Raw genomic sequence first — 15,016 nt, forward strand, 5'->3', positions numbered from 1 at the left:
GCTACTTCCGGACGGTTTTGTCGCCGCCCACAATGTCCGTTACCGCTGCGTCGTAGTCTGCGGCCGCCTGCTCCGGTGTCCTGCTCCCCGTGATCACGGCTTCGGTTGCCTCCTGGACAGCCGCCGAGATCCGGGGATAGTCCGACGTTGCCGGGCGGTAGCGGGTCACGGAAACAAGGTCAGAGACGTCCTTCACGAACGGGTTGGCATCCTGGTAGCCGGCATCCGCCGCCACATCCGACCGGACAGCGATCTGCGAGCTTTCCACGGTGAACGCGAGGGAGTTCTTCTCGTTGAGCGCAGTGGTGAGGAATTTGAATGCCAGGTCAGGTTCTTTGGTCCCGGCACCCACTGCCAGGGTCCAGCCGCCGGACATGCTGACGGCCCCGGGCGCCTGGCCGTCCCGGGTGGGGAACGGGGCCACGCCCATGTCCTGTTCGTACCCGGGCCATTCGTAGCTTCCGCCCTCTTGCCAGAACGACGGCGCGTAGGAGCCTTCCACGGTGGCGCCCAGCTTCCCGTTCGGGAACCACTCGCCGAACACCTTTTTCCAGACGTTGGCGTCCAGGGCCTCAGCCGGCGACACTGCGAGTTTCTCGTCGTACAGGGTTTTGAGGAAGGCCAGGGAGTCCGTGAAGCCGGCCGAGCCCACCACCCATTTCTTCGATTCCTCGTCGTAGAGGCTGGAGCCGGTGCCGTAGAGCAGTTCATAGAAGCCCTGCATAACGGTCCCCTCGCCGGTGCCCTTGCCGGCGTACATGTTGAACGGGATCACGGAGGGGTCGTTGGCTTTGATCTTCCGGGCGGCATCCAGGATGTCCTGCCAGCTGCGCGGCTGCCAGGGGTCGCTGATGCCGGCGGCTGCCAGGACTTTTTTGTTGTACCAGATGGCCCGCGTGTCGGTGCCCAGCGGCACTGCGTAGGTGCCGCCGTCGTCCGCCTTTCCTGCGGCCTTGGCGGCGTCGTTGAACGTGTCCCAATCCACCCAGCCGTCAAGGTGGCTGTCCAGCTTCAACAGGTAGCCGGCGTCGACGTCGGAGCGGACCTTGAAGGTGTCCTCGTAGAACACGTCCGGCGCGGTGGACGGCGAGCGCAGGGCGAGGGCCAGTTTGGTGCCGTAGTCGTCGTCGTTGCCCTGGATGGGCTGCAGCTCGACGGTGACCCCTTGGTTCGCCGCTTCGAACTCCTGCTTGGCGGCCTGGAACATGGTGTCCAGGGCCGTGAAGGAATCCGTCTTCTGATAGACCACCTTCAACGTCTTGGACTCTTCAGCGGCGGGACTGCCCGGGGTGCAGGCCGTCAGGGCAACCAGCGCGGAGGCGATCAGGGACAGTGTCTTCAGGGCCCGGCGACGCATGGTGCTCCATTCGGTCTAAAGCTGCGGACCCCATTTGTCAGCGGGCCCCAGCCGCGGCAATATGCACATGCTAGATGGGCGGGGTGCCGCAAGCAAGGTGCCCGCGAAATGCGTCCTGTCAGCTCTCCAGCAGGAGCCGCTGGGCGCGGGGCGCAAGCGTGTGCTCGAGGACCAGCGACGCCGCACCGATGGCGCCCACGTCCTCCCCTACACCCGTGCCAACAACCTGGATGGGGTGGATCAACCGCGCCGCACTGTTGGCATCCAGCAGCGGCGGCACCTTCTTGAGAAAACGCTCTGCCATGCCGCTCCAGAACGGCCCGCCGAAAACCACCCGCTCGACGTCGAGCGTATTGGTGACCACCGATACCGCCCGGGCGACCAGCACGGCGGACTTGTCGATGATGGCGGCAGCACGCTCGTCTCCGCCGTCCGCCAGTTCGCACAGCCTGGCGAAGCTTTGCTGGATCTCGGCCCCGCTGTTGCCCGAACGCGAGCCGTCCAGGATGCCCGCCGCCTCCGCTTCGGCCACCAGCACTTTGGGAATGCAGGAGGATTTCACGCAGCCCCGCTGCCCGCAGTCGCACAGGGGTCCGTCCGGGTCCACCACAATATGCCCGATTTCGCCCGCGTTGCCGGACGTTCCGCGCACCACCTCGTCATTGAGGACAATGCCGCAGCCGATGCCGGTCCCCATGTACATAAACACGAAGCTGCCGGCGCCGCTGGGGCCGCCGGCCCAGGTTTCAGCGACGGCGGCGCTGGTGACGTCCTTGTCCATCAGCACCGAATAGCCCGTTGCCTCGGACAGCGCGTTGCGCAGTTCCACGCGGTCCCAGCCCGGAAGCAGCGGCGGATCCACCACCGTGCCGTTGTCCAGGTCGATGGGGCCCGGGGCTGCAACACCCACGCCGGCAATCCTGTCCCGGTCCACGTCCGAGTCCGCGACAATCTGCGAGATCCCGGCAGCAATAGTGCTGATGATGACGGAAGGATCGTTGCCGCCGGGAGTCTTGATCCGGGAATGCCGGACCACCGCTCCCACGAGGTCCAGGACCACGAAGGTGCTCACGGCGGGGTCGAGGTGGACGCCCACGGCGTACATGCCGCCGGGGTTCAGGCGCAGAATGGTGCGGGGTTTTCCAGGGCCGCTGCCTTCCTTGCCTGCCTCGACGATGAGGTTCTGGTCGAGGAGCCGGCGGGATATGTTCGAGATAGTCTGGGGCGACAGGCCCACGATCTGTGCGAGCTCCACCCGGCTCAGGCCACCCGAGGACCTGCGAATGGCGTCGAGGATGACTGTGAGGTTGAAGTCCCCCATCCTGGGCAGGTTGGTTCCGCGCCTCGGTGAGGATTGGCGGATCTCAGTCACAGTGTCCCCTAAAGATCTTCGGCCACGTGGTTGTGGTGCTGCTTGAATCGTACGTTAAGCGTAGGCACAGACCCATAGGCGGGACCGTGGCGTGGCATACCTTGTGGATACCTTTACCGAACACTGCGCCGGACGCTCCGGGTCACCGTGAACTTGGGGTTTTGGCCCTTGATGGCGGTGGGGCCCACGTGCCGCTCCAGTGCCGGCAGGTAGGGCAGGTGGCGGTTATAGACCGTCCATAATTCCCCGCCCGGCGCCAGTACCCGGCCTGCGGCTTCAATCATCTTCAGCCCGGCGCCGGCATGCACACCGGCACCCACGTGGAAGGGCGGATTGAGCAGCACGAGGTCCGCACTGCCCGGCTCCATGGTGCTCAGCGCGTCATCCTGGAGACCGCCGATCCGGCTTTCCAGTCCATTGGCGCGGGCCGTTGCCAGCGCGGAGGCCACCGCCGCAGCCGACTGGTCCGTGGCCGTCACCCGAGATTCCTGATAGTGCCTGGCATACATCGCTGCAAGGATTCCGGTGCCGCAGCCCAGGTCTATGGCGTGGCTGGCAGGCTTCATCGATGGCAGGAACGTCAGCAGGAACCTGGTGCCGATGTCCAGCTTCGGGCCGGCGAAGACCGCTCCGTGGGCCGCCACGTTAAGGTCCAGCTCAGCGAGGTGTTCGACGACGGGAAACCGGTCCGGCGCGGGTGTCGCCTTGGGGCCGGTGGCCAGGAGGACGCGGGACTTCTGCCGGGCGAGCTGGGGCTGGACGGTATGGAAGTACCGTTCCAGGACGGCATTCATGCCCAGGGACATGTGCTTCACTCGGCCGCCTGCCAGCAGCACCACGCCGGCGGTCGCATACCGGGCGACGGCCGCCGCAATCTGCTCCAGCTCGGCCAGGGTCTTGGGCAGCTGCAGGAGCACAGTCTGTGCGCCTGCCAGGAGTTCTGGCCCGAGCGGCAGGTGCTGGAAGCCGGCCGGCTCAGTCGTGCTGTTCCCTGCCGCGGGCGCCATCCCCGTGCCGGCAGCCCGCAGTTCTTCCGCGTTGCGGCGCAGGGCCCGTTCGCCGGTGATCAGGTCCTGGTGCACGAGGACGCCGGCGGGGTTGAGCACAGCCAGCGCGCCCAGGGTCAGGGCGCCGTAGCGGTCACCGACGACAGCTACCGTGCTGCCCTCCTCCACATGGTCCGCTGCCGTTTCCAGCAGCAACCGGTCGGTGGCATCCCACGCCTGGAGATTGGGCGCTTCCACGTCGGGCCGCCGCCGAAGGATCCCAAAGACGTCCTCAAGCCTGTCTGATGCCACTTAGTGCCTGCCGCTTTCTTCTGTCCCGAATGCTCCCGCGCTGCCTGGCGCGTTCCCGCGGCGGGTCAGCCCCACGTTACCGTTTCCACGGCGGGAGCCAGTCCGGGCAGCTTCAGGATTGCGGCAACGGCCGCCCGGCCGGCCCGGTTGGCCCCGATGGTGGACGACGAGGGGCCGTAACCTACCAGGTGCACGCGCGGCTCGGCTGCCACCTGCGTCCCGTCCATCACAATGCCGCCTCCGGGCCCCCGCAGGTGAAGCGGGGCAAGATGTTCCAGCTCCGCCCGGAAGCCTGTGGCCCACAGGATGACATCCGCCTTCAGGAGGTTCCCGTCCGGGAGCCGGACGCCGTCCGGCTCAATGGCGGTGAACATGGGCTGCCGGTCCAGGGCACCCCGTGCCGCCGCCGCGCGGAGTGCCGGCGTCCAGATCAGCCCCGTTACCGACACCACGCTCTGCGGCGGCAGTCCCTTGCGCACCCGCTCTTCCACAAGTGCCACCGCATCGTGGCCTGCGCGGGAGTCGAACTCCGCGTCGCGCCACACCGGTTCCCGGCGGGTGAACCAACTGGTTGAGGTGACCTGGGAGATTTCGTCCAGCAGCCCGACAGCGGAGATCCCGCCGCCCACCACGATGACATGCTTGCCGGTAAACTCTTCGGCTGCAACATAGTCGGCCACGTGCAGTTGCCTGCCCCGGAAGGTGGACTGGCCCGGGTAGATGGGCCAGAACGGCCGTGTCCAGGTCCCGGTGGCGTTGATCACCGCCCTGGCTGTCCAATCGCCGCGTGATGTGTCGAGCCGCAGCCTGCCTGCGGGATCGTTGTCTTCCCGGCTCACCGCCCGCACTTTGACGGGGCGTTGGACGGACAGGCCAAGTTCCTCCTCGTACTCGCGGAAATAACGGGTGAGGAACTCCGAACTGGGCTCCCTGGGATCGACGGCGGGCTTCGCTATGCCCGGAAGGTCGCTGATGCCGTTCACGGTGGCCATGCGCAGGCTCTTCCAGCGGTGCCGCCATGCACCCCCCGGTCCTTCTTCGGCGTCGAACATCACATAGCTGACGCCGCGGCGCTGCAGATGGTAGGCGGCCGACAGGCCTGCCTGGCCCGCACCAATGACGGCAACATCGGTTTGGGCGGCGGTCACTCCCCCATGATAGCCGCGCCCCTTATGGGGTGTACCTGCCGGACAAGACTCGGGACCTGGACGGAACCTTTGGCAAAAATTTACAGGGCGCTCCCTGACAGCGCGGCGCGCCGGCTTTAGGGTAGGCCCATGGAACCGGCCCGGGAGGGCATCGGAAGCAGGCCCTCCCCGCGGGCGGCCTCAGCGGAAGAAAGGCACCACCATGACCACAGACCGCGGCGCAGCCGCCCGGCTCGCCACAGCCCTGGGGATTGTCCTGGGAACCGAACAGATACCGCTGCGCCTGCGTGCCTGGGACGGCTCGGAAGCCGGCCCGCAGGAAGCGCCAGTCCTGGAATTCCGCTCCCGCCGCGCGCTGCGGCGGATTATATGGTCTCCGGGCCAACTGGGACTGAGCAGGGCGTATGTTGCCGGCGAGATTGATGCGCCCGGCGATATCTTCGAGGCTTTTTCTGCTTTGAGCTCCGCCGGCAAATTCGCGGAACCGGGTCCCTTCCGTCCCCCCACTGCGGCTGAGCTGTGGACATTGGTTCGCACTGCCATTCGTCTGGGAGCAGTGGGACCCAATCCCGCGCCGCCGCCGGAGGAGTCACGGATCGCCAGGAAGGGCCGGCTGCACTCGCGCCGCCGGGATTCGGCTGCTATCTCGCACCATTACGACGTCGGCAATGACTTTTATGGCCTCGTCCTGGGACCGTCGATGGTTTACTCCTGCGCGGTGTGGCCCGAAGACGCCGACGAAGCGCAGGGCCCGGGTTCGGGCGCCAGGTTAGTGGAGGGCCTCGATGCCGCCCAGGAAGCGAAACTGGACCTGGTTTGCCGCAAGCTCGGGCTCAAGCCGGGGATGCGTGTGCTGGACGTGGGCTGCGGCTGGGGCAGTTTCGCCCTCCACGCGGCAGGAAGGTACGGGGCCACGGTGGTGGGTGTGACGCTCTCCTCGGAGCAGGCCAACCTTGCACGCAAGCGGGCAGCCGAAGCGGGGCTCACCGAAAAGGTGGACATCCGGGTGCAGGATTACCGGGACGTCACGGATGGGCCGTTCGATGCCATCAGTTCCATCGGGATGTCCGAACATGTGGGGCGGGAGCAGACCCCAGGATACGCTTCGGCCTTGTTCGCTCTGCTCCGCCCGGGCGGCCGCCTGCTCAACCATGCCATCTCCTGGAACGCCGGGCCCACCAGCCCTGACCCGGATTCGTTCCTCCCGCGGTATGTCTTTCCGGACGGCGAGATGATCAGCCTGGGCGAGATGGTCACGGCGCTGGAGGGCGCCGGCTTCGAGATCCTTGACGTCGAGGCGCTGAGGCGGCACTACGCGCTGACCCTGCGTGCTTGGGTCAAACGACTGGAGGACAGCTGGGAGCAGGCCGCCAGGCTGTCCGGGCTGGGCCGTGCACGTGTGTGGCGGCTGTACATGGCCTCCAGTGCCATCGGTTTTGAAAACGGCCTGACGGGTGTCAACCAGGTTCTGGTCCAGCGTCCGGGCGGGGAAGAGCCTCCTCTGCGCCGTACCGCCTGGCTCTGACGGGAGCCCCACTGGCTTAAACAGAAGAGGAACCATCCTGGGGTGGATGGTTCCTCTTCTGTTCTCCTGAAGGAGATGTCCGGTGGAGCTGAGGGGACTCGAACCCCTGACCCCCTGCATGCCATGCAGGTGCGCTACCAGCTGCGCCACAGCCCCGAACTTTCGCTGTTCCGGGCGATTCCCCCGGAGCAACCTGATCAGCTTAATGCACTTTTGCCTGATGCGCCAATCGGGGGGATGTGAAACCTTTTGGCGGATATTTGAAGCGTACGCCTCCGGCGGGCTGGGTCCCAGCGGCGCCAGCAGACAAACAAAAAATCCGCCGGAATCAAATGATTCCGGCGGATTATCCGGTGGAGCTGAGGGGACTCGAACCCCTGACCCCCTGCATGCCATGCAGGTGCGCTACCAGCTGCGCCACAGCCCCGAATTATTGCTGCTCCCAAGAGCTTTCTTCCGGGCTTCCCCGAAGCAACTCAAATATCTTAGAACAGCAATTCCGAAAATTCCAAATCGGGAATATTCGGCGTGTTTCCGCGGATCTACTCGGTCTCGGAGGCGGCCGTGGCCTTGGCCGAGGCGTCGTCACCCAGCTGGAGGTCCACCACGGGGCAGTCCTTCCAGAGGCGTTCCAGGGCGTAAAACACGCGGTCTTCTTCATGCTGGACGTGGATGACCAGGTCCGAGTAGTCCAGCAGGACCCAGCGGCCACCGGAGCGGCCTTCGCGGCGCACCGGACGCAGGTCCTGCTTGGCCAGCTCCTCCTCAATCCCGTCCACAATTGCATTGACCTGGCGTTCGCTCGGCGCGGACGCGATGAGGAAGACGTCGGCCAGCGCCAGGCGCTCACTGACGTCCAAGGCAACGATGTCCTGGGCGATCTTGTCCGCGGCGGCCTTGGCGGCAGTGCGGGCTATGGTGATGGATGAATCTGATGCAGTCACGGGACTCCTTGTTGGTTTAAAAGTATTGGTGCTGACCGGTCAGCTGGACATGCCGCTGATGATAAGGAAAATGCCTGAGATGAGCGCCACGAGGCCGAACAGCAGGATGCAGAGCTGCAGGATCCGGTTCCGCTTGGCCCGGGCAAGCCCGGCGGTGGCCGCATCCAAAGGATCGAGTCCGTGGGCCGAGCTGGCCGGAACCCTGGGCAGGTCCTCCCCCGGGCCCTCTGCCGGGTTCTCGGGAAAGACCACAGGTTTGGGGCGGGTGGCTGCCCTGGCAGCAGCTTCCGCCCGGGCGATAACCTGCGAACGGCCCGATGCGGCGTCTGCCGAGGCAGCGTTCGGACGGCTGGCGGGGCGCCGCTTTCCGGCACCTCCCGGCTGGGCCTTAATTCCCGTCTGGGCTTTTGTATCGGGCTGGACCTTTGTACCCGGCCGTGTGGTGACGGGGACATGGGAGGTGGCCGGCGGTTTCATGACAGGGCGGTCGACGCCCGGAACCTGGACAAACTCCAAGGGGGTCACCATGGCCAGGTTGTTGGCCGTCGAAGGCGCCGGCCGGTCCTTCGCTCCGGGTTCCCTGCCGGGTGCTGCGGGAGTTCCTGCCTGTTCGGCCAGCTTCTGCTTGGCCAGGGCCCGGCGGTTCATGACGGCGGCACGTTCGGCCAAGGCAATCTGTTCCGCGAGGATGTCCGGATTGACCGCTTCCGGATCGAGGGAAGCGATGTGCTCCATCTTGGCGATCTGGTTCTTTGCCTGCTCGGCGATGAGTGCCCGCGCCTGCAGTGCCTGCTCAACAGTCATCCCGTCGGGGACCCCGGAACGGGACCCGGATGTGGCATTGGCTGTAGCGGCGGTGCTCTTGGCGGTGGGACCGGCAGTTTTCGCGGCTGGCTTCTTTTCCGCTGCCGCCGGAGACGACTGCGAGGATCCGGCGGCCAAGGGTCCGGCAGCCGGACCGTTTTGTGCCGGCGTACCGCCCTTTACCGATGTACCGGTCTGGACTGAGGGACCGCCTGCGGGCGGCACGATGGGGTTGGCCGCGGTCAGCGCCTGTTCCTTGAGCTGCTGCAGCCTGAGCTGGCGCCGGGTAGGGGCGCCGCCGGTGGCGAGCTGGCCTTCTTTTTCTTCCAGCTCCTTGATGGTGCGCAGCGCCGCACGGTCCCGCGCGCGGATCTGTGACGACCGCTGGGTGTGGGTCTGCTCCGGGGCGGGACTGGAGCCGCGGCCCGGCTGCCCGGCGGCCGGTTGGCCTGCCGCGCCCGGGGTGGCAGGCTGCTGGGAGGCAGGCTCCTTCGCGGCCGGCTGCTGTGCGCCCGCCTGCGGTTGTGACACCTCCGGTACATGGGCAGGGGGAAGCTGGTCCGTGCCTGTGGACACGGACGCCTGCTGGGCATCCCTGGCCTTCCGGAGTTCCCGGCGGCTGCGGATGGGGGGCTGTTCCTGACTCATTGAGAACTCATTCAGTACTGGCTGGTTCACGTGCTTCGGAAGTTAACTCATTCCCGACCGCCGGCGCATGGGCGTAGAGACCGTACTTGGCGATGTACTGGACCACTCCGTCCGGTACCAGGTACCAGACGGGGTTGTTCGCTGCAACGCGGGTCCGGCAATCAGTTGACGAGATCGCCATGGCCGGAACCTCAAGGAGGCTGACATCGTCCCGTCCCATTCCGTCCAGGACATGGCCGGGGCGCGTCACACCCACGAAATGGGCCAGCGACCACAGTTCATCGATGTCCTTCCACGACAGGATCTGCGCCAGGGCGTCAGCCCCCGTGATGAAGAACAGGTCGGCGTCCGGGCGCTGCGCACGCAGGTCACGCAACGTGTCAATGGTGTACGTGGGGCCGGGACGTTCGATGTCCACGCGGCTCACGGTGAACCGTGGATTGGAGGCCGTGGCGATGACGGTCATGAGGTACCGGTGCTCGGGCTCGCTGACCTGTTTGTGGGACTTCTGCCACGGCTGGCCGGTAGGGACGAAAACCACTTCGTCCAAATCAAACTCGGCAGCCACTTCACTGGCTGCGACCAGGTGGCCGTGATGGATGGGATCAAACGTCCCACCCATCACGCCCAGCCGAAGCCTGCCGTTGGCACCACTGTGGTGCAGAACGCGGGAAATGTTAGTGGCCCTGCCCGTGATCGTGCTTGTTGGGGTGCTGGCGGTGCGGGTCCGCGTGCTCCTCAGTGGCAGCGTGGCGGTTGCCCAGGTTGGAGTAGGACAGGGTGACGAACATCAGCACCAGCAGGATGGCGAAAATGACGACGCCGAAGACCCACGGCTCAGCCCAGAGCGGCGCGAGTTCGTGTTCTTCGCCTTCGGCGATGGTCGTGGCGATCTGCTGGAACAGCATTTTCTCCCCTAGGGTTCAAAGGTTTATGGCAGCGGAAGTTCCCGCTGCTTTCTGGCGTTCGGTCTATGTTACCGCGTTGCTACCCGCGGACCTGGCCCTCGCCCTGCACGATCCACTTGGTGGTGGTGAGTTCGGTCAGCCCCATGGGGCCGCGGGCATGCAGCTTCTGCGTGGAAATACCCACCTCGGCACCCAGGCCCAGTTCGCCGCCGTCCGTGAAACGGGTCGATGCATTGACGATGACAGCCGCGGAATCCACTTCCGCAATGAACCGTTCGGCGTTGGAAAGGTCGTTGGTGAGGATGGCCTCGGTGTGGCCGGTGGACCAGGTGCGGATGTGCTGAACCGCCTCATCCAGGCTGTCCACCATGGCCACGGCCAGGTCAAGGTTCATGTACTCGGTGCCCCAGTCCTCGTCGGTGGCCGGTTCCGCCTCAATGGATGCGGGCAGGGCGGCGCGGACGCGGTCATCGGCGTGCAGCCGGACGCCGGCCTTGCTCAGGGCTGCGGCAACGGCCGGCAGGACAGTGGATCCGGAGTGGACCAGGAGGGTCTCCACGGTGTTGCAGACACTGGGCCGCTGGGTCTTGGCGTTGAGCAGGATCTCAACGGACATCTCCTCATTCGCCGATTCGTCGATGAAGATATGGACGTTGCCCTCCCCCGTCTCGATGACGGGCACGGCGGAATTGGTGACCACTGCCTGAATGAGGTCGCGGCCGCCGCGGGGAATCAGCACATCAACCCTGCCGCGGGCGCGCATGAGCACGTTCGCGCCGGCCCGGCCGTACTGGTCCACGGTCTGCACGGCGTCGGCAGGCAGTCCCACGGACTCCAGCGCTTCGCGCAACACCCGGACAAGTACTTCGTTGGTGGCCTCAGCCGCGCTGCCGCCGCGCAGGATCACGGCATTGCCGCTCTTGAGTGCCAGCCCGGCGATGTCCACCGTGACGTTGGGGCGCGCTTCGTAGATGGCGGCCACCACGCCCATGGGAACGTTGACCTGGCGCAGGCGCAGGCCGTTGGGGAGGGTCTGGCCGCGGACCACGTTGCCCACGGGGTCGGGCAGGTTGGCTAGGTTTTCCAGCGCAGCCACCAGCCCGGCGATGCGGGCTTCCGTGAGCGTGAGCCTGTCCAGCATGGCAGCGGACGTGCCGTTGGCTTTTCCGGCAGCTACGTCCTTGGCGTTGGCATCAAGGATGGCCTGCGTGTTCTCCTGCAGGGCATCTCCCACGGCGCGCAGGGCGCGGTCCTTCCAGGACCGGTTGGCCATGGCAATCCGGCGGGCAGCCTGGCGGGAACGGTCGGCGATGGCGTGGACTGCCGCTTCGACGTCGGCATCGGACAGCGGGACGTCAGCTGATACCGGCACTGCTGCGGGGGCTGGCTGCTGCGCCTCGGACGCGGCAGCAGTGTCTCCGGAGGTGTGAGCAGTTGTGTGGATCAGGGCCTCAGTCATGTTTCAAGTTTAGGCGAGGGTGGAGCTCAGACCAGCACCAGGTCATCAACATGAACAACTTCACGGTCATAGCCGCTGCCGAGTTCCTCGCCAAGGTCCCGGGTGGACCGGCCCAGCATGCGGGGCAGCTCCTCCGAGGAGTAGTTCACGAGGCCGCGGGCAACCACGGTTCCATCGGCACTGACGATCTCGACGGCGTCGCCCGCTTCGAAGTCGCCATGCACGGCGGAGATGCCTGCCGGCAGCAAGGACGTCCGGTGGTGCCGCACGGCCTTAACCGCACCATCGTCGAGGACCAGGCGGCCCTGGACCGAGGCGATATGTGCCAGCCAGAGGAGCCGGACGGGCTTCCGGGCCCCGTTGACGGCGAACCAGGTGCCTACGTCCTCGCCGTTGAGTGCAGCTGCCGCGTTGGGCGTGGAGGTGACGACGGCATGGATGCCGGAGCCGGCGGCCATGGTGGCGGCTTCGACCTTGGTGAGCATTCCGCCGGTGCCGACGCCCGCCTTGCCGGTTTTTCCGATGGACACGCCCTCGAGGTCGTGGGCGCCCTCAACCAGGGGGATCCGTTTCGCGCCCTGGGAAGGCGGACCGTCGTAGAGGGAGTCGACGTCGGACAGCAGCACCAGCGCATCGGCCCGCACCAGGTGCGCCACCAGGGCCGCGAGCCGGTCATTGTCGCCAAAACGGATCTCGTGCGTGGCCACCGTGTCGTTTTCGTTCACGACGGGGACGACGCCGAGGTTCAGCAGCCGGTCCAGGGCACGGAAGGCGTTGGTGTGCTGGCTGCGCCGCATCAAGTCCTCGGCCGTGAGGAGCACCTGGCTGACCGTCACGCCGTGGGCGCCGAAGGCGTGGGTGTAACGCGCCATCAGCAGGCCCTGCCCCACACTGGCCGCCGCCTGCTGGGTGGCCAGGTCGCGGGGCCGCTTGGCCAGGCCCAAAGGTGCCAGGCCCGCGGCGATGGCGCCGGAGGAGACCAGGATGATCTCCGTTCCGGTGTTGCGCTTGGCCGCCAGGGCGTCCGCCAGGGCGGTCAGGGATTCCTCCGAGATGCCACCTTTGATGCTGGTCAGTGACGACGAGCCCACCTTCACCACGATCCGGCGCGCGTTGGCGAGCACGCTCCGGTCCACGGACCGCACCAAGGGGTCCGTGACGACGGCCCTAGAGGTCATCGTCCGCTTCCAGTCCGCTCTCCTTCAGGGGCTTGGCCACACGCCGTCCGCTGACGGACTCCGTCCAGATGCCGGCCTTCCGCTCTGCCTCGAGCTCGGCGCGGGCTGCTGCCTTGGCGTCCCGGCGCTCCTGCTGCTCTTCGCGCTTCTGGCTGCGGGTGGGGCGGTCGCCGATATCGGCGAAACGGACATCGGTGCCGCGGGGTGACGCCAGCAGTTCGGCGCCGGCCATCATGGTGGGCTCCCAGTCGAAGACGACGCCGTCGTCCTCGCCGATCACCACGGTGTCGCCGGGCTTTGCGCCCTGCTTGAACAGCTCGGTCTCCACGCCGAGCTTGGCCAGCCGGTCGGCCAGGTAGCCGATGGCTTCCTCATTGGTGAAGTCCGTCTGCTTGACCCAGCGCACGGGCTTTTCGCCGAGGACGCGGAACAGCGGCTCGAGGCCCTTTTCCTCACGGCGGATCCGGAACCCGGACTCGTTGACGGGGCGCGGACGCAGGACGGCCGGCTGCACCTTGGGCGGGGCGGCCGCGACGGCGTCACGGGCTGCCTGGACGATCTCGGCCATGGCGAAGCCCAGCTGGCGCAGGCCTTCGTGGCTGGTGGCCGACACTTCGAAGACGCGGTAGCCGCGGGATTCCAGTTCCGGGCGGACGAAGTCTGCCATGTCCTTGCCGTCAGGCAGGTCCACTTTGTTCAGCGCCACCAGTCGGGGGCGGTGGTTCAGGGGGACCACTTCGCCGTCCTGGCCGGCGTAGCTCATATCCACGGCGTACTTTTCCAGCTCGGCCTCAATAATGGCCAGGTCCGAAAGGGGGTCGCGGTCCGATTCCAGGGTTCCGCAGTCCAGGACGTGGACCAGCGCGGCGCAGCGCTCCACGTGGCGCAGGAAGTGGTGGCCCAGGCCCTTGCCCTCGCTGGCACCCTCGATCAGTCCGGGGACGTCGGCGATAGTGAACCGGACATCGCCCGCCTGGACAACGCCCAGGTTGGGAATGAGCGTGGTGAACGGGTAGTCCGCGATCTTGGGCCGGGCAGCCGACATCGCGGCGATGAGGCTTGACTTGCCGGCAGACGGAAAGCCCACCAGTGCGATGTCGGCAATGGACTTCAGTTCCAGGACGATGTCGCTGGATTCGCCTTCGATGCCCAGCAGGGCGAAGCCGGGGGCGCGGCGCTTCTGGGAGGACAGGGCAGCGTTGCCGAGTCCTCCGATCCCGCCGGCAGCGGCAACGTATTCGGCGCCTTCGCCGACGAGGTCCGCCAGGACCGTTCCGTCCTTGGACTTGACCACGGTGCCGTCGGGCACGGGCAGGATGAGGGTCTCACCGTTCTTCCCGCCGCGCCAGTCACCCATGCCGGGGCCGCCGTTGGTGGCGTGCCGGTGGGGGGCGTGGTGGTAGTCAAGAAGGGTGGTGGTCTGGTGGTCCACGCGCAGGATGACGTCGCCGCCATTGCCGCCATTGCCGCCGTCGGGACCACCCAGGGGCTTGAACTTCTCGCGGTGGACGGAGACGCACCCGTGGCCGCCGCTACCGCCGGATACGTGCAGTACTACCCGGTCTACAAAGCTGGCCACGTGGATCTCCTCAGTGCTGTGTTTCGAGACGCCCCAAGGCGCCAAATCGATTGTAATGCGGTTAAAAGAACAGTGGAGCGGGCCATCAGGCCCGCTCCACCGCTTTAGGATCTGTTGTTACTCTGCAGCTGCAGCAGCAACGATGTTGACGACGCGACGACCGCGGCGGGTACCGAATTCAACGGCTCCCGGGGTCAGTGCGAACAGGGTGTCGTCGCCGCCACGGCCAACGCCGGCGCCCGGGTGGAAGTGGGTGCCACGCTGGCGGACGATGATCTCGCCTGCGGATACTACCTGGCCGCCGAAGCGCTTGACGCCGAGGTACTGAGCGTTGGAGTCACGACCGTTGCGAGTGGAGCTCGCGCCCTTTTTATGTGCCATCTGAAATGCCTGCCTCTAAATTCTGGGGAATCTGCTGAAAAACCTGAACGTAACCGGTGGTTACTGAATGCCAGTGATCTTGACCTTGGTCAGTTCCTGACGGTGACCCTGGCGCTTCTTGTAACCGGTCTTGTTCTTGAACTTCTGGATGACAATCTTAGGACCGCGGAGGTCCTGGAGGATTTCAGCCGTGACAGTTACCTTGGCCAGGTCAGCAGCGGCGGAGGTGACCTTGTCACCGTCTACCAGGAGCAGTGCGGGCAGCTCAATGGTGCTGCCAGCTCCACCGGCGACGCGGTTCAGGGTAACGAAGTCTCCAACGGAAACCTTCTCTTGGCGGCCGCCTGCGCGGACAATCGCGTACACCACTTGGGAACTCACTTCTCTCGACGTTTATTACTAGATTTGCGTGCGG

14 protein-coding genes and 2 tRNA genes are annotated in these 15,016 nt (G+C 66.1%); 1 reads left to right on the forward strand and 15 read right to left on the reverse strand.

Translation table 11 applies throughout. The features are described from left to right. Position 1 precedes the first annotated feature (1 nt). The 4 genes from ACZ9BC_RS06275 to ACZ9BC_RS06290 all read right to left on the reverse strand — a co-directional run bounded on the left by ACZ9BC_RS06275 (position 2) and on the right by ACZ9BC_RS06290 (position 5,175). Entirely contained in the window at positions 2–1,357 is a 1,356-nt protein-coding gene (locus ACZ9BC_RS06275; protein ID WP_476245193.1) for an extracellular solute-binding protein, read from the reverse strand. A 118-nt stretch (positions 1,358–1,475) separates the two neighbouring features. Beyond that, positions 1,476–2,678 (reverse strand): ROK family transcriptional regulator, encoded by a 1,203-nt coding sequence (locus ACZ9BC_RS06280; protein ID WP_476245404.1) that lies wholly within the window; start codon positions 2,676–2,678, stop codon positions 1,476–1,478. 164 nt (positions 2,679–2,842) lie between these two features. Then, positions 2,843–4,027, reverse strand: a complete 1,185-nt coding sequence (locus ACZ9BC_RS06285) for a class I SAM-dependent methyltransferase (protein ID WP_476245194.1) — start codon at positions 4,025–4,027, stop codon at positions 2,843–2,845. 65 nt (positions 4,028–4,092) lie between these two features. Then, positions 4,093–5,175 carry an FAD-dependent oxidoreductase gene (locus tag ACZ9BC_RS06290; RefSeq protein WP_476245195.1) on the reverse strand — a complete coding sequence of 361 codons (1,083 nt, stop codon included), beginning with the start codon at positions 5,173–5,175 and terminating at the stop codon, positions 4,093–4,095. Positions 5,176–5,377: 202 nt separating this feature from the next. Between ACZ9BC_RS06290 and ACZ9BC_RS06295 the strand changes: the two genes are divergently transcribed. After that, the gene (locus ACZ9BC_RS06295; protein ID WP_476245196.1) at positions 5,378–6,700 is read left to right on the forward strand and encodes a class I SAM-dependent methyltransferase; all 1,323 of its coding nucleotides are present in this window, start codon (positions 5,378–5,380) and stop codon (positions 6,698–6,700) included. A gap of 83 nt (positions 6,701–6,783) precedes the next feature. Here ACZ9BC_RS06295 and ACZ9BC_RS06300 read toward each other — a convergent pair. The 11 genes from ACZ9BC_RS06300 to rplU all read right to left on the reverse strand — a co-directional run bounded on the left by ACZ9BC_RS06300 (position 6,784) and on the right by rplU (position 14,970). Next, positions 6,784–6,856: transfer RNA gene (locus ACZ9BC_RS06300), tRNA-Ala, on the reverse strand. Positions 6,857–7,054: 198 nt separating this feature from the next. Beyond that, positions 7,055–7,127: transfer RNA gene (locus tag ACZ9BC_RS06305), tRNA-Ala, on the reverse strand. Between the two features lie 115 nt (positions 7,128–7,242). Further along, positions 7,243–7,644 (reverse strand): ribosome silencing factor, encoded by a 402-nt coding sequence (rsfS, locus tag ACZ9BC_RS06310; RefSeq protein WP_079596318.1) that lies wholly within the window; start codon positions 7,642–7,644, stop codon positions 7,243–7,245. Positions 7,645–7,683: 39 nt separating this feature from the next. After that, positions 7,684–9,096: a hypothetical protein gene (locus ACZ9BC_RS06315; protein WP_476245197.1), complete on the reverse strand. Its 1,413-nt coding sequence runs from the start codon at positions 9,094–9,096 to the stop codon at positions 7,684–7,686. 7 nt (positions 9,097–9,103) lie between these two features. Then, a complete protein-coding gene (gene nadD, locus ACZ9BC_RS06320; RefSeq protein WP_476245405.1) occupies positions 9,104–9,772 on the reverse strand; it encodes a nicotinate-nucleotide adenylyltransferase in 669 nt (222 codons plus the stop codon). A 1-nt stretch (position 9,773) separates the two neighbouring features. Next, the gene (locus ACZ9BC_RS06325) at positions 9,774–10,004 is read right to left on the reverse strand and encodes a hypothetical protein (protein WP_476245198.1); all 231 of its coding nucleotides are present in this window, start codon (positions 10,002–10,004) and stop codon (positions 9,774–9,776) included. Positions 10,005–10,083: 79 nt separating this feature from the next. Further along, complete coding sequence (locus ACZ9BC_RS06330) at positions 10,084–11,463, reverse strand: glutamate-5-semialdehyde dehydrogenase (protein ID WP_476245199.1); 1,380 nt, start codon at positions 11,461–11,463, stop codon at positions 10,084–10,086. 26 nt (positions 11,464–11,489) lie between these two features. Continuing rightward, positions 11,490–12,641 (reverse strand): glutamate 5-kinase, encoded by a 1,152-nt coding sequence (proB, locus tag ACZ9BC_RS06335; protein WP_476245200.1) that lies wholly within the window; start codon positions 12,639–12,641, stop codon positions 11,490–11,492. Continuing rightward, on the reverse strand, positions 12,631–14,220 hold the full coding sequence (gene obgE / locus ACZ9BC_RS06340) for a GTPase ObgE (RefSeq protein WP_476245201.1): 1,590 nt from the start codon (positions 14,218–14,220) through the stop codon (positions 12,631–12,633). Before obgE ends, proB begins: the two co-directional genes overlap by 11 nt. 117 nt (positions 14,221–14,337) lie before the next feature. Further along, positions 14,338–14,601, reverse strand: a complete 264-nt coding sequence (gene rpmA, locus ACZ9BC_RS06345; protein WP_009372867.1) for a 50S ribosomal protein L27 — start codon at positions 14,599–14,601, stop codon at positions 14,338–14,340. 60 nt (positions 14,602–14,661) lie between these two features. After that, the gene (rplU, locus tag ACZ9BC_RS06350) at positions 14,662–14,970 is read right to left on the reverse strand and encodes a 50S ribosomal protein L21 (RefSeq protein WP_079596325.1); all 309 of its coding nucleotides are present in this window, start codon (positions 14,968–14,970) and stop codon (positions 14,662–14,664) included. Positions 14,971–15,016: the final 46 nt, after the last annotated feature.

This window comes from Pseudarthrobacter sp. TE3704, from assembly GCF_056279405.1.